The sequence below is a fragment of the Pseudoclavibacter sp. CFCC 13611 genome, assembly GCF_008831225.1.
Lineage (GTDB): Bacteria > Actinomycetota > Actinomycetes > Actinomycetales > Microbacteriaceae > Pseudoclavibacter_A.
Window position 1 is genome coordinate 567,876 of the sequence record NZ_WBKE01000002.1, and the last position, 22,187, is coordinate 590,062.

At 65.3% G+C, this 22,187-nt stretch carries 15 protein-coding genes and 1 tRNA gene; 13 read left to right on the forward strand and 3 right to left on the reverse strand.

Annotated elements, in window-relative coordinates:
* The first annotated feature begins 81 nt into the window (after positions 1–81).
* The 3 genes from F8O08_RS06865 to F8O08_RS06875 all read left to right on the forward strand — a co-directional run bounded on the left by F8O08_RS06865 (position 82) and on the right by F8O08_RS06875 (position 3,854).
* Positions 82–1,524: an FAD-binding oxidoreductase gene (locus F8O08_RS06865; protein ID WP_158031541.1), complete on the forward strand. Its 1,443-nt coding sequence runs from the start codon at positions 82–84 to the stop codon at positions 1,522–1,524.
* Between the two features lie 49 nt (positions 1,525–1,573).
* Positions 1,574–2,413, forward strand: a complete 840-nt coding sequence (locus F8O08_RS11085) for a cation transporting ATPase C-terminal domain-containing protein (protein ID WP_158042908.1) — start codon at positions 1,574–1,576, stop codon at positions 2,411–2,413.
* A 157-nt stretch (positions 2,414–2,570) separates the two neighbouring features.
* Positions 2,571–3,854: an SLC13 family permease gene (locus tag F8O08_RS06875; RefSeq protein ID WP_158038050.1), complete on the forward strand. Its 1,284-nt coding sequence runs from the start codon at positions 2,571–2,573 to the stop codon at positions 3,852–3,854.
* 12 nt (positions 3,855–3,866) lie between these two features.
* Here F8O08_RS06875 and F8O08_RS10835 read toward each other — a convergent pair whose 3' ends face one another.
* Positions 3,867–5,558, reverse strand: coding sequence for an alpha/beta-hydrolase family protein (locus F8O08_RS10835; RefSeq protein ID WP_192497727.1), 1,692 nt, complete (start codon positions 5,556–5,558; stop codon positions 3,867–3,869).
* Between the two features lie 59 nt (positions 5,559–5,617).
* Positions 5,618–5,700: transfer RNA gene (locus tag F8O08_RS06885), tRNA-Leu, on the reverse strand.
* A 103-nt stretch (positions 5,701–5,803) separates the two neighbouring features.
* On the opposite strand from F8O08_RS06885, the gene F8O08_RS06890 reads away from it, so the two are divergent.
* Positions 5,804–6,472: an ANTAR domain-containing response regulator gene (locus tag F8O08_RS06890; RefSeq protein WP_158038226.1), complete on the forward strand. Its 669-nt coding sequence runs from the start codon at positions 5,804–5,806 to the stop codon at positions 6,470–6,472.
* A 165-nt stretch (positions 6,473–6,637) separates the two neighbouring features.
* Here the strand turns inward: F8O08_RS06890 and F8O08_RS06895 are convergent, their stop codons facing one another.
* Positions 6,638–7,069, reverse strand: coding sequence for a PaaI family thioesterase (locus F8O08_RS06895; RefSeq protein WP_158038048.1), 432 nt, complete (start codon positions 7,067–7,069; stop codon positions 6,638–6,640).
* Between the two features lie 145 nt (positions 7,070–7,214).
* Between F8O08_RS06895 and polA the strand changes: the two genes are divergently transcribed.
* The 9 genes from polA to rapZ all read left to right on the forward strand — a co-directional run bounded on the left by polA (position 7,215) and on the right by rapZ (position 22,187).
* The gene (polA, locus tag F8O08_RS06900) at positions 7,215–10,064 is read left to right on the forward strand and encodes a DNA polymerase I (RefSeq protein WP_192497741.1); all 2,850 of its coding nucleotides are present in this window, start codon (positions 7,215–7,217) and stop codon (positions 10,062–10,064) included.
* Positions 10,064–11,071, forward strand: coding sequence for a thiamine-phosphate kinase (locus tag F8O08_RS06905; protein WP_158042910.1), 1,008 nt, complete (start codon positions 10,064–10,066; stop codon positions 11,069–11,071). Before polA ends, F8O08_RS06905 begins: the two co-directional genes overlap by 1 nt.
* Positions 11,072–11,265: 194 nt before the next feature.
* Positions 11,266–12,723 carry a 30S ribosomal protein S1 gene (rpsA, locus tag F8O08_RS06910; protein ID WP_158031534.1) on the forward strand — a complete coding sequence of 486 codons (1,458 nt, stop codon included), beginning with the start codon at positions 11,266–11,268 and terminating at the stop codon, positions 12,721–12,723.
* A gap of 283 nt (positions 12,724–13,006) precedes the next feature.
* Positions 13,007–13,606 (forward strand): dephospho-CoA kinase, encoded by a 600-nt coding sequence (gene coaE, locus F8O08_RS06915; RefSeq protein WP_158042911.1) that lies wholly within the window; start codon positions 13,007–13,009, stop codon positions 13,604–13,606.
* A 55-nt stretch (positions 13,607–13,661) separates the two neighbouring features.
* On the forward strand, positions 13,662–13,952 hold the full coding sequence (locus F8O08_RS06920; RefSeq protein WP_158031532.1) for a GNAT family N-acetyltransferase: 291 nt from the start codon (positions 13,662–13,664) through the stop codon (positions 13,950–13,952).
* A 57-nt stretch (positions 13,953–14,009) separates the two neighbouring features.
* Complete coding sequence (uvrB, locus tag F8O08_RS06925; protein ID WP_158042912.1) at positions 14,010–16,148, forward strand: excinuclease ABC subunit UvrB; 2,139 nt, start codon at positions 14,010–14,012, stop codon at positions 16,146–16,148.
* 117 nt (positions 16,149–16,265) lie between these two features.
* Positions 16,266–19,331, forward strand: a complete 3,066-nt coding sequence (uvrA, locus tag F8O08_RS06930) for an excinuclease ABC subunit UvrA (RefSeq protein WP_158042913.1) — start codon at positions 16,266–16,268, stop codon at positions 19,329–19,331.
* Positions 19,332–19,333: 2 nt separating this feature from the next.
* Complete coding sequence (uvrC, locus tag F8O08_RS06935; protein ID WP_158031530.1) at positions 19,334–21,274, forward strand: excinuclease ABC subunit UvrC; 1,941 nt, start codon at positions 19,334–19,336, stop codon at positions 21,272–21,274.
* Complete coding sequence (gene rapZ / locus F8O08_RS06940) at positions 21,252–22,187, forward strand: RNase adapter RapZ (RefSeq protein ID WP_225733598.1); 936 nt, start codon at positions 21,252–21,254, stop codon at positions 22,185–22,187. Before uvrC ends, rapZ begins: the two co-directional genes overlap by 23 nt.

Below are 22,187 nucleotides of genomic sequence, written 5' to 3' on the forward strand. Positions count from 1 at the left end.
TCGGGCGCCTCTGACGCTCGATCGGCCCCCAGCGGTTCGTGGGCAGGTCGTGGAGCCGACGAGGGTAAGCTTGACTCCATCATGAACACTGCAGCCGATGCACCCACAGACCCACTCGCAACATCCTCCAGCGTCCTGCTCAGCGACGCGCAGCGCAGCGCAGTCGCTCGCCTGACCGAGGCTCTCGGCGCCGATCACGTCGTCACCGGCCGCGCCGAGCTGCTCGACCACGGCCACGACACCGGCGTCGACGACTCCCCGGCGCTGGCCCTCGCGCTGGTGCTGCCGACCAGCACCGAAGAGGTCGCCGCTGTCATGGCGATTGCCAACGATCTGGTGATTCCCGTGGTGCCGCAGGGCACCCGTACCGGGGTCGTCGGCGGTGCCGATGCGGTTCCCGGTGCGATTCTGCTGGACCTCACCCTGATGAACCGCATTCTGCGCATCGACGTCGACGACCAGCTGGTCACCGTGCAGCCAGGCGTGATCACCGGCGATCTGGCGGCTGCCGTGCGTGAGCAGGGGCTCTTCTACCCGGTCGATCCGGGATCGGTGCACATCAGCTCGATCGGCGGCAACATCGTGACCAACGCAGGCGGCATGCGCTGCGTGAAGTACGGCGTCACCGGCGACTCAGTGCGCAGCCTGACGGTGGTGCTGGCCGACGGCACCGTCGTGCGCACCGGGCACGACTCGGTGAAGGGCGTCGCCGGGCTCGATCTCACGAGTCTGATCGTCGGCTCCGAGGGCACCCTCGGCATTGTCACGCAGGCCACCCTGGCGCTGCGTCCGCTGCCCGGTGAGGCCGCCGGCGCTGCAGCGCTCTTTCCCACGCTGGAGGACGCGCTCGCCGCAGCCGCCGAGACGGCGTCCAACGCCCGCCGGCCAAGCGCACTCGAGATGCTCGACCAGCGCACCATTCAGGCGATCAACCATTTCAACCCGAACGCGAAGCTGCCCGACGACGTCGCCGCCATGCTGATCGTCGAATCCGACGAGATCGGGCGCGCCACCGAAGACGTCGCCGAATATCAGCGCATCTTCGAGAGCCATCATGCGGTGCGCATCGACCTGGCTCGGAACGCGGCCGAAGTCGATGCGCTACTTGAGATCCGCCGTCAGCTGCATCCTGCTCTCTACGCGGAGTTCGGCACGCTGCTCACCGAAGACATCGCGGTGCCGCGAGGTCGGCTGCTGAAGCTGCTGCGCGTGATCGAGCAGGCCGCAGCCGAGACCGGTGCGCCGGTGGCGACCGGCGGGCACGTGGGCGACGGCAACCTGCACCCGATCGTCGGCTATGTCGCAGGCGACGCCGACAGCCTGGCACGAGCACACCGCGCCTATGAGCAGATCCTCACTCGCACCATCGAGCTCGGCGGCACCATCACCGGCGAGCACGGGGTTGGCACGCTCAAGCGCAGCGCGCTCGGCACCGAGTTCTCGTCCGAGCTCCTGGCTCTGCAGATTCGTGTGAAGGCGGCGTTCGACCCGCGCGGAATACTGAACCCCGGCAAGAAGCTCTGAGCCGCCCAGCGAGCACTCAGCCTGCAGTCGCGAGGTACTGGAGGCACTGATGTTCGCGGTCGCGCTCGCGATCGGGTTGACTCCGCAGATGCTGCCGGCCATCACCTCGGTCAGCCTGGCGACGGGGGCACGCAAGATGGCCCGCCGCAAGGTGATCGTGAAGCGGCTCGACGCCATCGAAGATCTCGGCTCGGTCTCGGTTCTCTGCACAGACAAGACGGGCACCGTGACGATCGGGTCGGCCGGCCTCGACCTCGCGGCCGATCCGTCGGGGCGCTCTGACGAGGCGGTCGGCCGGTTGGCCGTGCTCAACGCCGGGCTGCAGACCGGCTTCGCGAATCCGCTCGATCAGGCGGTGCTCGCCCAGGCCACCGTGCCCCCGAGCGCGCGAGCCGTGGGGGAGCTTCCGTATGACTTCTCACGCAAGCGGCTGAGCGTGCTGGTCGACGGCCTCGACGACGAGCTGGTCAGGCGCCCCGGTCAGTGGAACATCGCGGCGATCCGCAACTTCATGCTGGTCTTCGGGCTGCTGTCGGCTGCCTTTGACATCATCACCTTCGTCGTGCTGATGCAGGTGTTCCACACCGACGACGTGACGTTCCGCAGCGCCTGGTTCCTCGAATCGACGATCACCGAACTCATCGTGCTCTTCTCCATGCGTTCGGCCCGGCCGCTCTTCCGCACTCGTCCGGGCCGTGGGCTGGTCGTGCTGAGCGTGATCGTGGGCGTGTTCACACTGTGGGTGCCCTATTCGCCACTGGCCGGCGTGCTCGGGCTGGATGCGGTCTCGGGGATGCTGATGGCCGCCGTGATCGTGATCTCGCTGGCGTACCTCGCCTGCAACGAACTGATGAAGCGGCGGTTCATCGAGGCTCTGCATCGCGGATGACCGACATCGGCCGTCAGCACGGTATCATCGTCTCGGCCCGATGACCGATACCACCGGTCGCCGGGCCCTGGCCACGAGCCGCCGCAGACCGACCTCCGCACAGTGACGCTGGCGATACCGCCTGTCACTCGTGCGACACCCCGAAAGCCACTCGTCCATGAGCCCTGAAGTCGTCTCAATCCTGCTGCTCGCCGTCATGTTCGTGCTCGCCACGTGGCGAGGCGTCAACATGGGCGTGCTCGGATTCGTCGCCGCGTTCGCCCTCGGATCGACCATGCTCGGCATGGACGTCAAAGAGATCTGGGCAGGGTTCCCCGTCGATCTGTTCGTGTCGCTGTTGGGACTGACCTTCCTGTTCGGCTTCGCGCAGAACAACGGAGCGATCGAAGTGCTCGTCGGCGGCTGTATGAGGCTGATCGGCAGACGTCACCACCTGGCCCCGTGGATCTTCTTCGCGCTCACGGCCGTGCTGATCGCATGCGGCGCGCTGTTCGCCGTCGCGATCATCACTCCGCTGGCGCTGAGCTTCGCCCGGCGAAACCGCATGAATCAGCTGATGATGGGCCTGTTGGTCGTCCACGGCGCCTTGGCCGGAGCCTTCTCTCCGATCAGCGTCTACGGGGTGTTCATCAACGGCTACCTCGAGAAGCAGGGTCTGCCGACCGCTCCGCTCTCGCTCTTCGCCATTCCGTTCGTGCTCAACGTGCTCTTCGCACTGGTCACCTGGTTCGTGCTGCGCGGACGAGACGACCCCGAGATGGCGGAGCATGCGACTCGCGCATCCGCTGCGGGCAGCACTGCTGCCGCAGGTGGGGCAGTCACCCGCTCCGGGAGCCTCAACCGGTCTCAGCTGCTCACTCTGACAGGTCTGGCGATCATGGTCGTCCTGGTTCTGATCTTCAACCTGAACATCGGCGTGGTCTGCCTCGGCGTCGGGATCGTGCTGGCCTGCATCAGCCCGTCCGAGGGCACGCAGGCGCTGAAACGCGTCTCATGGTCGGTGCTCGTGCTGATCACCGGGGTGCTGACCTACATCGCCGTGCTCGAGTCGGCCGGCACCGTGGAGTGGGTGTCTGGAGGGATCCAGGCGATCGCGATACCGCTGATCGCGGCGCTGCTGCTCTTCTACCTCGCAGGGTTCGTCTCGGCCCTGGCCTCGTCGCTCGGCATCATCGGCGTCGTGATCGCGCTGGCCGTTCCGTTCCTGCAGCAGAGCGAGGTGAGCATCGCCGGATTCGTCGCGGCGCTGGCCTTCTCGGCCACCATCGTCGACATCAGCCCGTTCTCCACCAACGGAGCGATGCTGCTGGCCAACGTGGATGAGAGAATCCGTGACTGGTACTACCGACGCATGCTGATCTACGCAGGCCTGATGTGTCTCATCGGACCGGCGGTCGGGTGGCTCGTCGCCGCGGTGCCGACGTGGGCGGGCATGCGCTGAGACCCGGACGACTCACCTGATGGTGTCCATGAGTCGGTCGGTGCGCGCGTCGTCCCACTGCACGCCGGAGAGACGCTGCCAGGCCGGAACGGCGCTCGATCCGTAGTTGTGGCCGTAGAGCGCCGGAGCCCAACCCGAGATGAGCATGTCGAGCGTCATCTGCAGATAGGTGACCCCGGGCATCCACGTGAAATACGGGGTGAGCTGCCCCTTCGCCTTCTCGGCGGCCACCCAGTCGGGCTCACGCCAGATCAGACTGCTCTGCCATTTCACCACCGGGTCTGAGACGTTCTGCATGTACATCAGGCGCGGCCGCCCCGCACAGCTCGCGTCGATGTCTTCGCGACGCTCGACGAACAGCACCGGCTGGCCCTCGGTCTCGACGCAGGGCGATCCGTTGCGCATGGCGGTCATACGCTGGTGCGTCTCGCTGATGCCGGGCGTGCCGGCGAAGACGATGCCGTCAGTGCCCGACACGAGATCGCTCAGGTCGGGAAAGGCGTTCTGCGTACCGTACGCACCGAGGCTCTGCGCGTAGACGAAGAGCTTGGGGCGATGACCGGTCTGCGCCTCGTGCCGGTCGACCGCCTCTCGAACGCCGGTGATCAGCGAGCGTGCGGTCTGCTCCACGCGGTCGCGGTCGAAGACGAACGACAGCGCGCTGGGCAGAAAGGAGTACTGCATCGATACGGTCGCCACGTCGCCGTTGTAGAGATATTCGAGCGGTCTGGTCGACTGAGTGTCGACCCAGCCGGTGCCGGTGGTGACCACGATCTGCAGGGCCTGACGGTCGAAGGCGTCGGTGCGTTCGAGCTCTTTGACCGCGATGCGAGCCTGTTCCGAGATGTTGTTCGAGAACTCTTTGCCGACGTAGACGCGAATGGGGTCGACCGTCGGCTGTCCCGGGTTGAACGACTGGATCTCGTCGGTGCTCGGGCCGCTCTGCACGAAGGTCTTGCCCGGCCAGCCCAGAGAGTTCCACGAGACGAGGGATGCGTCGCTGCCGGATCGCAGCGGATCGGTCGGCTGTTCGAGCCCGGCGTCACGGTCGTTCTTCGTGGTGTAGAAGCTGTCCATGACGCCGAGGAGTGTGGGGCGCACGCTGGTGTCGAACACTAAGGCCAGCGCCACGACGACCACGACGAAGGCCACCGTGCGGCCGAAGAACGGAGGCATGCGACGTATGCCGCTGCGGTGCATCAGGAAGCGCCAGAACGTGCTGATCGCGCGTCGTCCGATTCGGACGATCAGCAGGATGCCCCAGGCGACGGCGATGGTCATGAGTATGATCAGCACGGTCTGACCGATGATCTGCACGAGGCTGAGCTGGGGGCGCGTGAAGCCGCTGAGCGGATACACGCTGTCCTGCCACCAGACATAGATCGACAGCCAGTAGACGTTCACGACCACCACGATCGTGAGGCATGCCAGCGAGACGCGCTGCCCGAGGGCCTTGGACGGGCGCCAGCTGATCAGTGCGCGCACAATATGGCCCAGGAGTGTGCCGAGACCGTAGCCGATCACGACGAGGATGCCGCTGATCAGCCCCTGCCAGTACCAGCTGCGGGGCATGAGCGATGGTGTGAGCGACGCCCAGAAGAGGTTCAGCCCGATGACCAGACCGACGAGGTCGAAGTTGCTGCTGAGCACTCGAAAGATCCGCTGCGCGACTCGAGTGAGCGTCTGGCGCGGGGTGGTGGTCACCTCACGAGTGTAGACGTGGCGCGTCATCGCCGAAAACCGGTGCCGGGCAGACGAAACAGTGCCCAAGGTGGGAGTCGAACCCACACGCCCTCTCGGGCAGAGCATTTTGAGTGCCCCGCGTCTGCCATTCCGCCACTTGGGCCAGCATCATCGAAGACCGACCGGTGGTCGGCCGACGACACACGGCCGACGTCATCATACCGTAAGCTAGGCGTGTGAGTGATGAAACCGCAGCCCCCAAACCGATGCGACGCGTGGTCGTCGCCGAAGACGAGTCGCTCATCCGCATGGATATCGTCGACACCCTGCAAGACGCCGGGTTCGACGTCGTCGGCGAGGCCGGCGACGGCGCGAAGGGCCTTGAGCTCGCTCGTGAGCTGAAGCCCGATCTCGTCGTCTTCGACGTCAAGATGCCCGAGATGGACGGCATCACCGCCGCTCAGCACATCACCGACGAGGGCATCGCCCCTGTCGTGCTGCTGACCGCGTTCAGCCAGAAAGAACTCGTCGAGCGGGCCTCCGAGGCGGGGGCGATGGCCTATGTGGTCAAGCCCTTCACCCCGGCAGAGCTGATTCCGGCGATCGAGATCGCTCTCTCGCGCCACGCGCAGTTCAAGGCCCTCGAAGACGAAGTCGCCGACATCGTCGAGCGTTTTGAGACCCGCAAACTGCTCGACCGCGCAAAGGGCCTGCTCAACCAGCGCATGGGCATGACCGAGCCCGAGGCCTTTCGCTGGATTCAGAAGGCCAGCATGGATCGTCGCGCCACGATGCGCGAGGTCGCGCAAGCCGTCATCCAGCAGCTCGACCCAGACCATGGCAAAGAGCATGGCAAAGGCGACCACCATGGCAAGGGCGATCACCACGCTTCGAAAAGCGAGCATCCCAAGCCGCACCACGACGACGCCGAATAGCCGCTGACGGTCGCAGACCGACACGCAGACGCCGTCTCAGACAGAGATCAGACAAGAGAGATCAGACAGAGACTCGATCAGACGCCACACCGACATACACCGGTGTGGCGTCTGTCATCTGCGTCTGTCATCTGCGCCGGGCAGCCGCGCCGTCCGGGTCCCCGGTCACGCGTTGCGCAGAAAGTTCGTGATGCGCACCGTCGAGATCAGACGATCCTGCTCGTCGGTGATCGTGATCTCGTGTGTGGTCAGCGTTCCGCCGAGGTGCAGCGCCCGGCAGGTGCCGGTCACCGTGCCGGTGCGCACCGAGCGGGTGTGCGTCGCGTTGATCTCGATGCCCACCGCCACCTTGTCGCGATCGATCGCGTGCACGTTCGCAGCGAACGACCCCAGGGTCTCGCCGAGGGTCACGTACGCTCCGCCGTTGACGACGCCATAGGGCTGGCGGTTGCCCTCGGCGGGCATCGTGGCCACCGCCTCGTCGGCTGAGAGGCTCACCAACGCGATGCCCAGTTTCTCGGCGAGCTCGCCGAGCGTGCCCCGCTGCTCCAGCAGGCGCCGGGCCGCATCCGTTCGGGCCGCATCTATGATCGACATGTGCACTCCTTCGGGTCTGTGACGTGCGGAATCGCTCGTGCAGCAGACGATACCCGACGCGGCAGCCCGCATGAGACGAGCAGGGCCGCTCCACGATTCGCCGGGTAAGGTGGTGGGCGTGACTGACACCTCCCGAGACACCCTGATGGTCATCGACGGGCACTCGCTCGCCTTCCGCGCCTTCTACGCTCTGCCGCCCGAGAGCTTCCAGCTTGAGTCGGGCCTGCACACCAACGCCATCCACGGCTTTCTTGGGATGCTGCTGAACCTCCTCGACAAAGAACGTCCGACTCGCATCGCGGTCGCCTTCGACCTCTCGCGTCACTCGTTCCGCACCGAGGAGTACCCCGAGTACAAGGGCACGCGCGGCGAGACGCCAGAGGAGTTCAAAGGTCAGGTCGAGCACCTGCAGCAGGTGCTCGAAGCGATGAACATCACGGTCATCACCAAAGAGAACTTCGAGGCCGATGACATCCTCGCCACACTGAGCCTCGTCGCCGAGCAGGCCGGCGAGCACGTGCTGGTCGTCAGCGGCGACCGCGACACCTTTCAGCTCGTCGACGAGAACGTGACGCTGCTCTACCCGGTCAAAGGCGTCAGCCAGCTGTCCCGCTTCACCCCTGATGCCGTGCACGAGAAGTACGGCGTGCCGCCCGAGCACTACCCAGACATCGCCGCCCTGGTCGGCGAGACCAGCGACAACCTGCCGGGCGTGCCCGGCGTGGGGCCAAAGACCGCGGCCAAATGGATCAACAAGTACGGCGACGTCTACGACATCATCGCCAGCGCAGACGCCATCAAGGGCAAGGTGGGCGAGAGCCTGCGGGCACACATCGACGACGTCGAGCGCAACCGTCGGCTGAACCGGCTGCGCCGCGATCTCGAGCTGCCCGTCACCCTCGATGACCTCAAAGTGCGTGGCGTCGATCACGAGCGCGTCGAACAGGTCTTCACCGAACTCGAGCTGCGCACCATGAAGGCGCGTGTGCAGGGGCTCGACGGGCAGCTGCACAAGGTCAAGCAGCGTGCGGTGCCGGTCAGCGGCATCGACGCCGGACCGAACGGAGCCGGTGCGAACGCGAGTGCGCCAGCTCAGGCGACCACGGCATCCTCGTTCGGGCAGACGCACAACGGCGGTCTGCCGGTGCCGGTCATCACGGCCGAACCCCCAGTAGCGACCAAGGCCGCCTCGGTGACGGCGCTGCTCGCCTGGGCTGCGTCACTCGGGGCGGATGCCACGGTCGGTCTGGCATTCGAGATCGCCGACGGCGGCCCCATCGCCATGGCGCTCGCCACGGCAGACGAGTCGCGCGTCGCCGCGCTTCCCGGCGGCTCTGACACGACGACCCGCGAATCTCTGCATCAGTGGCTGGCAGGCGAGCACCCCAAAGCGGTGCACGGCCTCAAGCAGATGCTGCACGAGCTCGACCGTGCAGGCATCACCGCGCCGCGTGACGCGGCGGAGCGCAGTGTGGGGGAGGCCGTAGGTGGGATCGTGCTCGACTCCGAGCTGGCCTGGTACCTCTTCGATTCGACGCGCAGCGACTACTCGCTGCGCGCGAGCGAAGACCTCTTCTTCACTTCGCAGTTCGAGCATGAGGTCGCCGATGACGCGCTCTTCGACGTTGCGGGCGAGGCAGGCGAGGAGGCTTCGTCGACCGCGGACGGCTCAGCAGCGCCGTCGGGGGCAGACCGCGACACCGCGCTCGCCGCATGGCAGACCCTCGTGCTCGGGCGCGAGCTCGTGCGCTCGCTCGACACCACCCGCGGCGGTCAGGTGCTGCGCGACATCGAGCTGCCGCTCTCACCCGTGTTGGCGAAGATGGAGGCGACCGGCATCGCAGTCGACGTCGACGGGCTCGAACAGCTCGGCGACAGCTTCGCCGACAAGGCCCGCGACATCGCCTCAGAGGCCTACAAAGTCATCGGGCACGAGACGAACCTGGCCAGCCCGAAGCAGCTGCAGCAGGTGCTCTTCGACGAGCTGGGCATGCCCAAGACACGAAAGACGAAGACCGGCTACTCGACCAACCAGGCGGCGCTCACCGCGCTCTACGAGCAGACGCAGCACCCGTTCCTCGAGCTGCTCGCCGCACACCGCGACGCGACCAAGCTCGCCCAGATGGTGGTCAGTCTGCGTCGCACCGTCGCAGATGACGGTCGCATCCACACGACGTATCAGCAGACCGGCACCGCGACCGGCCGCCTGAGCTCGACCGACCCCAATCTGCAGAACATCCCGGTGCGCACCGAAGAGGGGCGGCGCATTCGCGATCAGTTCGTCTCGGCTCCCGAGTACGAGACGCTGATCAGCGCCGACTACTCGCAGATCGAGATGCGCATCATGGCGCACGTCTCGCGCGACGAAGGCCTGATCGAGGCGTTCAACTCGGGTGAGGATCTGCACCGCTACGTGGGTTCGAAGGTCTTCGGCGTGACTCCCGACGAAGTGACTCCCGAGATGCGTTCGAAGGTCAAGGCGATGAGCTATGGGCTCGTCTACGGGCTCAGCGCCTTCGGGCTGGCCAACCAGCTGCGCATCACGCGCGATGAGGCCAAAGATCTGATGTCAGGCTACTTCCGGCGGTTCGGCGGCGTGCGCGACTATCTGCGCAACGTGGTCGAGCAGGCTCGCGTCGATGGCTACACCGAGACGATCTACGGGCGACGTCGCCCCTTCGGCGACCTGCACTCGCGTGACCGCCGGGTGCGCGACAACGCCGAGCGCGCCGCTCTCAACGCGCCGATTCAGGGCAGCGCCGCCGACATCATCAAGCTCGCCATGCTGGCCGTCGACCGGCGTCTCGCGACGCAGGGGCTGCGCTCGCGGCTGCTGCTGCAGGTGCATGACGAACTCATCCTCGAAGTGGCTGACGGCGAGCTGGAGGCCGTTCGCAATCTCGTCACCGACGCGATGGGAAACGCGGCCAGTCTCGATGTGCCGCTCGACGTGCACATCGGCACCGGCACCAGCTGGAACAAGGCCGCGCACTGATGAAGGTCTCACTCGCCACTCGTGTCGGCGATCTCGCCGAAGAGCAGATCGTCGCGATTCTGCGTCAGGCGTACCCGGCGGGGGAGCACCCGACCGAGGTCGAGAACGACGACGCCGCGGTCATCACGGTGACCCCCGGGCTGCGCCTGGTCACTTCGAGCGACATGCTGATCGAGCACGAAGACTTCGTCTTGCCCGAGTTCAGCGCGTACGACGTCGGCTGGAAGACCGCAGCGGTCAATCTCTCGGACATCGGGGCGATGGGCGCACAGCCGACCGGGCTGGTGATGGCTCTGGGTCTCGGACACGATGCGACCGTGGCCGACCTCATCGGGTATGCGCGAGGTGTGCGCGACGCCGTGAACGAACTCGCTCCACAGGTGTCGATCTGGGGCGGCGATCTCTCACACGCCCGCCTGTTCACCTCGCAGGCGACCAGCTACGGCGAGGTGGCTGAGCCCGTGACCCGCGGCGGCGCGCTGCTCGGCGACGTCGTCGCCTATGCCGGTCTGCTCGGGTTCGCGGCCGCCGGTCTGCGCATCCTGATGGGCGAGCGCACAGACGATCCTGACCTGCGCGGCCTCGAGCGCACCGGCGCGATTCAGCATGCGGTGGATGCCCAGCTGCGTCCGCACCCTCCGGTCTCGCTGGGTGCACGTGCGGCTGCGTACGGCGCGCACTCTCTCATCGACGTGTCAGACGGGCTCGCGCGCGACGCCGCCAGAATCGCCGCTGCGTCAGACGTCACCCTCGACTTCGTCTCGGGCGCGCTGGCCGGGCGCTGCGCCGATCTCGGCTGGACGCGGCACACTCTCGGCGTCGACCCGTGGGAGCTCGTCATGGCAGGAGGGGAGGACTTCGGCCTGCTCGGCACGTTCGCGGCGGACGCCGCGCTGCCCGAAGGCTTCGAGGCGGTGGGCACCGTGATCGAACGCGGCGAACACGGCGTGCTGCTCAGTGGTCGACCCACGGAGTACTTGGGCTTCGACCACTTTCGGCACAGCTGAGGTCAGCCTGGAGAACTGCGGCGTGTCGCGGGTGATGTGTTTGCCAGGTGCTTATCAGACCCGGTAGTGTTGCACAATGGATCATGCTCAAGCCGAGTGCGGTCCACACCAACATCCATCGTCGGGAGCAGTAGAGTGCGGCCAATGCCGAGCTCGCCCGACCTGAGCAGCACACGCACTGGAGTACCCACTCAATGTCAACTGAAATCGACCAGAAGGCCCCCGAGCAGATCGCCGTCAACGACATCGGCTCATCAGAGGACTTCCTGGCAGCGGTCGAAAAGACGCTGAAATTCTTCAATGACGGCGACCTCATCACAGGTACCGTCGTCAAGATCGACCGCGACGAGGTACTCCTCGATGTCGGCTACAAGACCGAGGGTGTCATTCCCTCACGCGAGCTCTCGATCAAGCATGACGTCGATCCCGACGAGGTCGTCAAGGTCGGCGACGAGGTCGAGGCCCTGGTTCTTCAGAAAGAAGACAAAGAAGGCCGCCTCATCCTGTCGAAGAAGCGTGCGCAGTACGAGCGCGCCTGGGGCGACGTCGAGAAGATCAAGGAAGCCGACGGTGTCGTCAAGGGCACGGTCATCGAGGTCGTCAAGGGCGGCCTGATCGTCGACATCGGCCTGCGTGGCTTCCTGCCCGCATCGCTGATCGAGCTGCGCCGAGTGCGCGACCTGACGCCGTACCTGGGCCAGGAGCTCGAGGCCAAGATCCTCGAGCTCGACAAGAACCGCAACAATGTGGTGCTGTCGCGTCGTGCTCTGCTCGAAGAGACCCAGTCGGCCACCCGCACCTCGTTCCTCAACGAGCTGCGCCCGGGCCAGATTCGCAAGGGCGTCGTCTCGTCGATCGTCAACTTCGGCGCATTCGTCGACCTCGGCGGCGTCGACGGCCTCGTGCACGTCTCGGAGCTCAGCTGGAAGCACATCGAGCACGCGTCAGACGTGGTCAAGGTCGGCCAGGAGGTCACCGTCGAGGTGCTCTCCGTCGAGCGCGACCGCGAGCGCGTCTCGCTGTCTCTCAAGGCGACGCAGGAAGATCCGTGGCAGGTCTTCGCCCGCACCCATGCCATCGGCCAGCTGGCCCCCGGCAAGGTCACCAAGCTCGTTCCGTTCGGCGCGTTTGTGCGTGTCGCCGACGGCATCGAGGGCCTGGTGCACATCTCGGAGCTCTCGAACCGCCACATCGACCTCGCCGAGCAGGTCGTGCAGGTCGGCCAGGAGGTCTTCGTGCGCATCATCGACATCGACCTCGACCGTCGTCGCATCTCGCTGTCGCTCAAGCAGGCCAACGAGGGCATCGATCCCGAGTCGACCGACTTCGATCCCGCGCTGTACGGCATGGTGACCGAGTACGACGAGCAGGGCAACTACAAGTACCCCGAAGGCTTCGACCCCGAGACCAACGAGTGGAAGCCCGGCTTCGAAGAGGCCCGCGAGAAGTGGGAGCAGGAGTACGCCAAGGCTCAGGCTCTGTGGGAGGCCCACAAGAAGCAGGTCGCCGAGCAGAACGCCAAGGAGTCCGAGGCTGGCTTCGGTGCAAGCGAGTCGACTTCGGCGACTTCGTACAGCTCGAACGAGCACGAGGGCACGCTGGCTGACGACGCGTCGCTCGCCGCGCTCAAGGAGCAGCTCGAGCAGCACTGAGTTCGTCGGAGCGTCTGAGACGCGGCGGCTTGTGCCGTTGCGCTGAGATGTTCCGAGAGTTCTGACAGACCGCCCCGCATACCGTTCTTCGGTGTGCGGGGCGGTCTTCTGCGTGCTGGCGTCCCTCTGCGGCGACCGTCGCTCCGGTGTGCGAGTGCGGGCGCGTGAACTGGGGCGAGGGGCGTCCTGCGACGGTGTGCATGCGGCGGCAGGGATGGGATGCGCACCTGGTCGAGCCCGCGGTCGAGCCCGCGGCTGGGGTCGCGGGCGATACAGTGGACACATGCCAACTGTCATCGCACTCACTGGTGGAATCGCTGCAGGCAAGTCGACTGTGGCAGGCATCTTCGCCCGACAAGGCGCCCGTGTGATCGACGCCGACAAGGTGTCGCGCGAGGTCGTCGAACCCGGACAGCCCGCTCTGCACGAGATTCACGAGACGTTCGGCGACGAGGTGATGAACTCCGACGGCACCCTGAACCGCAGGGCATTGGCCGAACAGGTCTTCAATGACCCCGCGAAGCTCGCGCAGCTGAACGCCATCGTGCACCCACGGGTGCGCGACCGCGTAGCCGAGCGAATCGCCGGAGCTCCGGACGAGTCGATCGTGATCTACGACGTGCCTCTGCTCGTCGAAGCCGACCTGCCCCAGCCATTCGACGCCGTGGTGACCGTCAGCGCTCCGGAACAGACTCGGATCGATCGTCTGATCGCCGAACGTGCGTACACCGTCGTCGAGGCGTCTCAGCGGGTCGCCGCACAGGTCAGCGAAGAAGAGCGTGAGGCGATCGCCGACTTCGTGGTCGACGCCTCCGGAACGATCGCCGATACCGAGCGCAACGCTCTGCAGATCTGGCACCAGATGGCAGCGGCATACCTCTGATCGGTCGGCGGCATCGTCGCTGACAAAGCCGAAGGGCTCCGCTACCATTGAGGCCATGAGCACCACATTCACACAAGACATCGAGGCCGAGCGTTTCGTTCTGCGCGATGAAGACGGTGCACTGCTCAGCGCAGTCGACTATTCCATCAACCGACAGTCCGTCATCGCGCTGACCCATGTCTTCACGCCGCCGGCGCTGCGCGGTCATGGCTACGCGGGCCAGGCAGTCGAACAGGCCGTCACTCTGATCAGCCAGCAGGGCGGGCTGCGCATCCGACCCACCTGCTGGTATGCGGCGCGGTGGTTCGAGCGACATCCCGAGTGGAATTCGATTCTCGCCGACTGAGGTCGTCCATTCGAACATAGGTTCGATATCAGGCGACTCTGCGACTAGACTGTAACCGTGCAGCCGACCCGTGAAGTACGACCGTTCGAGGTCGTCAGCCCCTATCAGCCCTCCGGCGATCAGCCTCAGGCGATCGATCAGCTCGAGCATCGTCTTCGCGATGGCGAGCGCGATGTCGTGCTGCTCGGTGCGACCGGTACGGGCAAGTCGGCGACGACTGCATGGCTCATCGAACGAGTGCAGCGTCCCACACTCGTGCTCGCGCACAATAAGACGCTGGCCGCTCAGCTCGCCAACGAATTTCGCGAGCTGCTGCCGAACAACGCAGTGGAGTACTTCGTGTCGTACTACGACTACTACCAGCCTGAGGCCTACGTTCCTCAGACCGATACCTTCATCGAGAAAGACTCGTCGGTCAACGCCGAGGTCGAACGTCTGCGTCACTCGGCCACGCGCTCACTGCTGAGCAGGCGTGACGTGGTCGTGGTCTCGACGGTGTCGTGCATCTACGGTCTGGCCACCCCTGACGAATACCTGCAGGCGATGCTGTCGCTGCACGTGGGCGACCGCATCGACCGCGACGAGCTGATTCATCGATTTCTCGATATGCAGTACAAGCGCAATGACGTCGAGTTCGTGCGCGGCAACTTCCGCGTGCGCGGTGACACCATCGAGATCATCCCGGTCTATGACGAGCAGGCGATGCGCATCGAGCTCTTCGGCGACGAGATCGAGTCGCTCTCGTCGCTGCATCCGCTGACCGGTGAGATCCTGAAGAGCGAAGACACAGTCGCGATCTTCCCCGCATCGCACTATGTCGCCAGCGACCAGACGATGCGTCGCGCCATCGGCGAGATTCAGGACGATCTCGATGTGCGGCTGCACGAATTCGAGAAGCAGAACAAGCTGCTCGAGGCCCAGCGTCTGAAGATGCGCACCAGCTACGACCTCGAGATGCTCGAGCAGATCGGGTTCTGCAGCGGCATCGAGAACTACTCCCGCTATATCGACGGTCGTGCCCCTGGAGAGCCTCCGCACTGCCTGCTCGACTACTTTCCCGACGACTTTCTGACCGTCATCGACGAGTCTCACGTCACCGTGCCGCAGATCGGGGGCATGTACGAAGGCGATGCCTCGCGCAAGCGCACGCTCGTCGAGCACGGCTTCCGCCTGCCCAGCGCCATGGACAACCGACCGCTGCGGTGGAGCGAGTTCGAAGACCGCGTCGGGCAGACCGTCTACCTCTCGGCCACCCCAGGGCAGTACGAGCTGTCGCACGCCGACGGCGTCGTCGAGCAGATCATCCGCCCCACCGGCCTGCTCGATCCGCTCGTCGTGGTCAAACCCTCCAAGGGACAGATCGACGACCTGCTCGAACAGATCAGGCAGCGCGTCGACCGCAGCGAACGCGTGCTCGTCACCACGCTGACCAAGAAGATGTCCGAAGACCTCACCGAGTTCCTCGCAGACAACGGCGTGCGCGTCGAGTACCTGCACTCCGACGTCGACACGCTGCGCCGCGTCGAGCTGCTCACCGAACTGCGCCGAGGCACCTTCGACGTGCTCGTCGGCATCAACCTGCTGCGCGAGGGACTCGACCTTCCCGAGGTCAGCCTCGTAGCGATCCTCGATGCCGACAAAGAGGGGTTCTTGCGTTCGACCACCTCACTGGTGCAGACGATCGGTCGAGCCGCACGAAACGTCAGCGGCGAGGTGCACATGTATGCCGACACCGTCACCGACTCGATGCGTCGAGCCATCGATGAGACGAATCGGCGGCGCGAGATCCAGAAGCAGTACAACGACGACCACGGCATCGACCCGCAGCCGCTGCGAAAGAAGATCGCCGACATCACCGACCAGATCATCCGCGAAGACCAAGACACCCAAGAACTCATGTCGGGTCACGGTCGCAAAGGCCGAGGCGCGGCGGCAAAACACGGCCGCGGCCATCAGAAGACCGCCGACGCCGTCGGGGTCGAGACCACGATCGGCTCCACCGGAGACGCAGGCCCGGCCCCCCGATTCGAAGACGCCCACGGCGTCGAAGAGCTCTCGAAGCTGGCGGCCGAGCTCAACGAGCAGATGCTTCAGGCAGCCAAAGAGCTGCAGTTCGAACTGGCGGCACGCCTGCGCGATGAGCTCAAAGACGTGAAGAGCGAACTGCGCAGTGTGCAGAAAGCCGATCTCCGATGAGCGTGACACGCTCCGGCATCCGCACCCAGCGCAGCACGGCATGAGTGCGCGCACGACGCCAGAACCATACGACTCCGACATCCCCCCAGCACCGACGACCTCACGAAGAAGATCATCATGACGCACCAGGCCAGCAGCACCGCGCAGAACGGCGCAGCCCCCACAACGAGCGAGACGACGGCGCAGGCTCGCCTCTCGAAGCAGGCAGAGGCAGACCAGTCGGAATCGGCTGAGACTCGCAGCGCACATCCCGGTCGCATACAGAAACGAGCCAACGACCGTATCGAGGTGCGCGGCGCGCGGGTGCACAACCTGCGCAACATCGATGTGAACTTTCCCCGCGACTCACTGGTGCTCTTCACCGGGCTCAGCGGCTCGGGCAAGTCGTCACTCGCCTTCGACACCATCTTCGCCGAGGGGCAGCGTCGCTACGTTGAGAGCCTCTCTGCCTATGCGCGGCAGTTTCTCGGGCAGGTCGACCGCCCCGACGTCGACTTCATTGAGGGCCTGAGTCCTGCGGTCTCGATCGACCAGAAGTCGACGAACCGCAACCCGCGGTCGACCGTCGGCACCATCACCGAGATCTACGACTATCTGAGACTGTTGTTCAGCCGTGCGGGCACTCCGCATTGCCCGGTGTGCGACGCGGTGATCCAGCGTCAGACGGTGCAGCAGATCGTCGACGAACTGCTCAAACTGCCAGAGGGCACGCGCTTCCAAGTGCTCGCCCCGGTGGTGCGTCAGCGCAAGGGCGAGTTCGTCGACCTGCTGGCCAACCTGCAGGCCCAGGGCTTCGCACGTGCCGTCGTCGACGGAGACACTGTGCAGCTCTCAGAGGCGCCCAAGCTGAAGAAGACCTTCAAACACGACATCTCGGTGGTCGTCGACCGTCTCGTGGCGCGGCCGGGAATCGACACGCGACTCACCGATTCGGTCGAGACGGCGCTGAAAGCGGCGGATGGGCTGGTGATCGCCGACTTCGTCGATCGCTCCGATGACGACGAGACAGGGGAGCGTCAGCGGGTCTTCAGCGAAGACCTCTCGTGCCCCAACGGCCACACCATCACGGTCACCGACTTCGAACCGCGGACCTTCTCGTTCAACGCACCCTTCGGCGCCTGCCCCGAGTGCTCCGGCCTCGGCACCGCGATGAGCGTCGACGAAGAACTGGTCATCGGCGACCCCGAGGCGTCGATTCACGACGGAGCCATTCTGCCGTGGAGCACGCAGAGCAAAGGGCTCTCGCACTTCTTCGAGCACGTGCTCGAAGGCCTGGCCGATGAGAACGGCTTCTCGCTCGACACGCCGTGGCACAAGCTCAGCGCGAAGGCCCGGGCGCTGGTGCTCAACGGCAAAGACTTCAACGTGAAGGTGCGCTACCGCAACCGCTTCGGACGCGAGATCAAGTACACCAGCGGGTTCGAAGGAGTGCTGCCCTACGTGCACCGTCACTGGCTCGAAGCTGAGAGCGACGCGCAGCGTGATCGCTACGAGCCGTACCTGCGCGAGGTGCCCTGCTCAGTGTGCCACGGAGCCCGCCTGAAGCCAGAGGTGCTCTCGGTCAAAGTCGACGGCCTCAGCATTTGGGACGTCGTCAAGATGCCGCTCGACCAGACCGCCGAGTTCTTCAGTCACCTGCGTCTCGGCCAGCGTGAGACGGCAATCGCCGAGCCGGTGCTGCGCGAGGTGCGCGCCCGACTCGACTTTCTGCTCGAAGTCGGCCTCGACTACCTCTCGCTCTCGCGCACTGCTGGAACGCTCTCCGGCGGTGAGGCCCAGCGCATCCGCCTGGCGACGCAGATCGGATCAGGTCTGACCGGAGTGCTGTACGTGCTCGACGAGCCCTCGATCGGTCTGCACCAGCGTGACAACCGCCGTCTGATCGCGACCCTGCGCAAGCTTCGAGATCTCGGCAACACGCTGCTCGTGGTCGAGCACGACGAAGAGACCATTCAGGCAGCCGACTGGATCGTCGACATCGGCCCGGGTGCGGGCGTCAACGGCGGCCGAGTGATTCACTCGGGCAGTTACGAGGCCCTGCTGCAGAATCGCGACTCGATCACTGGCGACTATCTGGCGGGGCGGCGCAGCATCCCGCTGCCCGAGAAACGGCACCGCACCTCGAAGCAGCGACAGATCTCGGTGGTGGGTGCTCGTGAGAACAATCTGCGCGACGTCGACGTGAGCTTCCCGATCGGAGTGATGACCGTGGTGACCGGGGTCAGCGGTTCAGGCAAGTCCACGCTGGTCAATGACATCCTCTATCGCGTGCTCGCTCAGAAGCTCAACCATGCGCGCAACGTGGCCGGGAAACACACTCGCATCACCGGTATCTCACAGCTCGACAAAGTGGTGCACGTCGATCAGAGCCCGATCGGCCGCACGCCGAGGTCGAACCCGGCGACCTACACGGGAGTGTTCGATCAGATTCGCAAGCTCTTCGCGCAGACGCCCGAGGCTCAGGCACGCGGGTACCTTCCAGGTCGCTTCTCGTTCAACGTCAAGGGAGGCCGCTGCGAGGCCTGCAACGGCGACGGCACGCTCAAGATCGAGATGAACTTTCTGCCAGACGTCTATGTCGACTGCGAGGTCTGCCACGGCGCTCGGTACAACCGCGACACGCTCGCCGTGCGCTACAAGGGCAAGAACATCGCCGAGGTGCTCGATATGTCCATCGCTCAGGCCGCTGAGTTCTTCGAGCCGATCAACAGCATCCACCGTTACATGAAGACGCTGGTCGACGTCGGGCTCGGCTACGTGACCTTGGGGCAGAGCGCCACGACGCTCTCGGGCGGAGAGGCCCAGCGTGTGAAGCTCGCCACCGAACTGCAGCGTCGTTCGAACGGGCGAAGCGTCTATGTGCTCGACGAGCCCACGACGGGTCTGCACTTCGAAGATGTGCGCAAGCTGCTCATCGTGCTGCGCGAACTCGTCGACAAGGGCAATACGGTGATCGTCATCGAGCACAACCTCGACGTGATCAAGAGCGCCGACTGGATCATCGACATGGGGCCTGAGGGCGGCTCTGGCGGTGGCACGGTCGTGGCCGAGGGCACCCCGGAAGAGGTCGCCCGGGTGCCTGAGAGCCACACTGGAGCATTCCTGGCCGAGATCTTCGACCGAAGTGCCTCGAAGTCCCAGGCTGAGGGTGCAGCGACGCGCTCGGCGGGGAAGGCCCGCTGACCGTGGCCGAAGATCTCTCGTGGCGACCGCGCACGGGTGACATCCCGTCGAAGCCGGGAGTGTACCGGTGGCTCGACGCCAACGGCCGCGTGATCTACGTCGGCAAGGCAAAGAACCTGCGTGCACGGCTCAGCAGCTACTTCGCTCCGCTGCACACGCTGCACGAGCGCACTCGACGCATGGTCACGACCGCCCGTGAGCTGCGGTGGACGATCGTGGGCAGCGAGTTCGAGGCGCTGCAGCTCGAGTACACCTGGATCAAAGAGTTCGATCCGCCGTTCAACGTGCAGTTCAAAGACGACAAGTCGTACCCGTACCTCGCGCTCACGATGTCCGAAGAGATCCCTCGCGTCACGATCACACGGGGCCGGCACAAAAAGGGCGATCGATACTTCGGGCCGTATGTCAAGGTCTACGACCTGCGCTCGACCATCGACTCGCTGCTCAAAGTGTTCCCGATGCGCAGCTGCAAGGCCTCCACGCTGAAGCGCGCACAGCGCACCGGCAAGCCCTGTCTGCTCGGCGACATCGGCAAATGCTCGGCCCCCTGCGTCGGTCGGGTCTCGATCGACGAGCACAGAGAGACCGCTCGGCACGTGATCCGCTTCATGGCAGGTCAGGATCAGGCCTATATTCGTGACCTGCGGCAGCGCATGCAGCGCGCCAGCGACGACCTCGAGTTCGAGCAGGCGGCGCGGCTGCGTGATCAGCTGCAGGCTCTGGACTCCGTGCTCGCCTCGACGGCGGTCGTGCTCTCCGACCACGAGAACGCCGACGTGCTCGGCATCAGCGACGACGATCTGCACGCAGCAGTGCACGTGTTCATGGTTCGCGGCGGACGCATTCGCGGGGTGCGCACCTGGCTCATCGACAAAGAGCTCGAGATGCCTGACTCCGAGTTCCTGGCTCAGGCGCTGCAGCACGTCTATCTCGATGATGCGGATCGTCCCCTGACCGTGCCCGTGCAGATTCTGCTGCCTGCGATGCCGGCGGATGCCGAGGCCGTCACCGAGCTGCTCGAGCGTCGTCGGGGCGGTCCGGTCCATCTTCGCGTGCCGCAGCGCGGTGAGAAGCTCTCGCTGCAGCAGACGGTTACCACGAACGCCGCTGAGGCGCTGAGGCAGTACAAGATGAAGCGTGCCAGCGACTATGTGGCGCGCAGCAGCGCTCTGACCGAGATCGCGCGGGCGCTGGGCATGAGCGAAGCGCCGCTGCGCATGGAGTGCTACGACATCTCACATCTCGGCGGCACCGATGTCGTGGCCTCGATGGTGGTCTTCGAGGACGGCCTGCCGAAGAAGCGGGACTACCGCAAGTTCTCGATCGTGGGCACCAACGACGACACCGCCTCGATCCATCAGGTCATCTCGCGTCGTCTCGCACATCTGCGCGAGCAGCAGAGTCCGGCGGGATCACCCTCGGATGCTCCCCGAGACCCTCGGCAGAACTCGTTCCAGTACTTTCCGAGTCTCATCATCGTCGACGGCGGTGCACCTCAGGTGGCGGCCGCGAAGCGTGCACTCGAAGAGCACGGGTTCGCCGACCGCATCGCGTTGGCCGGCATCGCCAAACGCCTCGAGGAGCTCTGGGTGCCGGACGACGACTACCCGGTGATCCTCCCGCGCAACAGCGAGGCGATGTTCATGGTGCAGCGCATCCGTGACGAGGCCCATCGATTCGCGATCACCTACCAGCGCAACTCCCGCACCAAGGCCTATGAGACCGACCTCGCCGCAGTGCCGGGCATCGGCGACCGTCGCGCACGCGACCTGCTGCGTCACTTCGGCTCTCCGGCCCGTGTCGCCGAGGCCGGCGTCGAAGAGCTCTGCGCCGTGCCCGGCATCGGCGCGACGACGGCCCAGAGACTCGCTGAATGGCAGCACCGCAATCGGGCTAAGGTTGATGATCATGAAGGCGAGCGTGAGCGAGACAGTGCAGAGTGACCCCGCGCAGACGGACTCTGCGACGTCCGCAGGCGCGCGGCCGAACGCAGAGCGCAGCGAGTTTCTGATCCTGACCGGGCTCTCGGGCGCCGGACGCTCGACCGTTGCGAACGCGCTCGAAGACATGGGCTGGTACGTGATCGACAACCTGCCGCCCAAGATGCTGGTTCCGCTCGCGCACTTCGTCGAAGACGGCGAGCACGACATCCGTCGCCTGGCTGTCGTCATCGACGTGCGCGGGGGCACGGTGTTCAGCGATCTCGACGCGCAGCTCGATGCGCTCAACGGCCTCGCCGTGCCCATGCGGGTGGTCTATCTCGAGGCGAGCGACGCCGAACTCGTTCGGCGATTCGAGAAGGTGCGGCGTCCGCACCCGCTGCAGAGCGGTGGCACGCTGGTCGAGCGCATCCGGGCTGAGCGCCAGCTGCTTGCCGGACTGCGCGGTCGTGCCGACACCATCATCGACACCACCGGTCTCAACGTGCATCAGCTGACCAACCGTGCCTTTGACCTCTTCGGCGGCGACCAGGCCGACACCGTCACTGTGACGATCACCAGTTTCGGCTTCAAGTACGGCATTCCGCTCGACGCCGACATGGTGGCAGACATGCGCTTTCTGCCGAATCCGTTCTGGGTCGAAGAGCTTCGAGCGCACACCGGTGCTGACGACGATGTGAGAGAATATGTGCTCGGCCAGCCAGGAGCACAGGAGTTCCTGAGTGACTACGAGCGTGTGCTGGGCACAGTGATAGACGGATACCTGCGTGAGAACAAGCGTCACGCGATGTTCGCCTTCGGGTGCACGGGGGGCAAACATCGCTCGGTGGCCACGGCGAACGAGATGGCGCGCAGACTGCGCAAGCATCCAGATCTCATCGTCGAAGTCACACACAGAGACCTTGGAAAGGAATGA

Excerpts from the sequence above, each read along its gene's own strand:
- F8O08_RS11085 (WP_158042908.1), top strand. The coding sequence starts at position 1,574 with ATGTTCGCGGTCGCGCTCGCGATCGGGTTGACTCCGCAGATGCTGCCG.
- F8O08_RS06890 (WP_158038226.1), top strand. The coding sequence starts at position 5,804 with ATGCGACGCGTGGTCGTCGCCGAAGACGAGTCGCTCATCCGCATGGAT.
- F8O08_RS06920 (WP_158031532.1), top strand. The coding sequence starts at position 13,662 with ATGAGCACCACATTCACACAAGACATCGAGGCCGAGCGTTTCGTTCTG.
- F8O08_RS06895 (WP_158038048.1), bottom strand. The coding sequence starts at position 7,069 with ATGTCGATCATAGATGCGGCCCGAACGGATGCGGCCCGGCGCCTGCTG.
- polA (WP_192497741.1), top strand. The coding sequence starts at position 7,215 with ATGGTCATCGACGGGCACTCGCTCGCCTTCCGCGCCTTCTACGCTCTG.
- F8O08_RS06875 (WP_158038050.1), top strand. The coding sequence starts at position 2,571 with ATGAGCCCTGAAGTCGTCTCAATCCTGCTGCTCGCCGTCATGTTCGTG.
- coaE (WP_158042911.1), top strand. The coding sequence starts at position 13,007 with ATGCCAACTGTCATCGCACTCACTGGTGGAATCGCTGCAGGCAAGTCG.
- F8O08_RS06865 (WP_158031541.1), top strand. The coding sequence starts at position 82 with ATGAACACTGCAGCCGATGCACCCACAGACCCACTCGCAACATCCTCC.
- uvrA (WP_158042913.1), top strand. The coding sequence starts at position 16,266 with ATGACGCACCAGGCCAGCAGCACCGCGCAGAACGGCGCAGCCCCCACA.
- F8O08_RS06905 (WP_158042910.1), top strand. The coding sequence starts at position 10,064 with ATGAAGGTCTCACTCGCCACTCGTGTCGGCGATCTCGCCGAAGAGCAG.
- rpsA (WP_158031534.1), top strand. The coding sequence starts at position 11,266 with ATGTCAACTGAAATCGACCAGAAGGCCCCCGAGCAGATCGCCGTCAAC.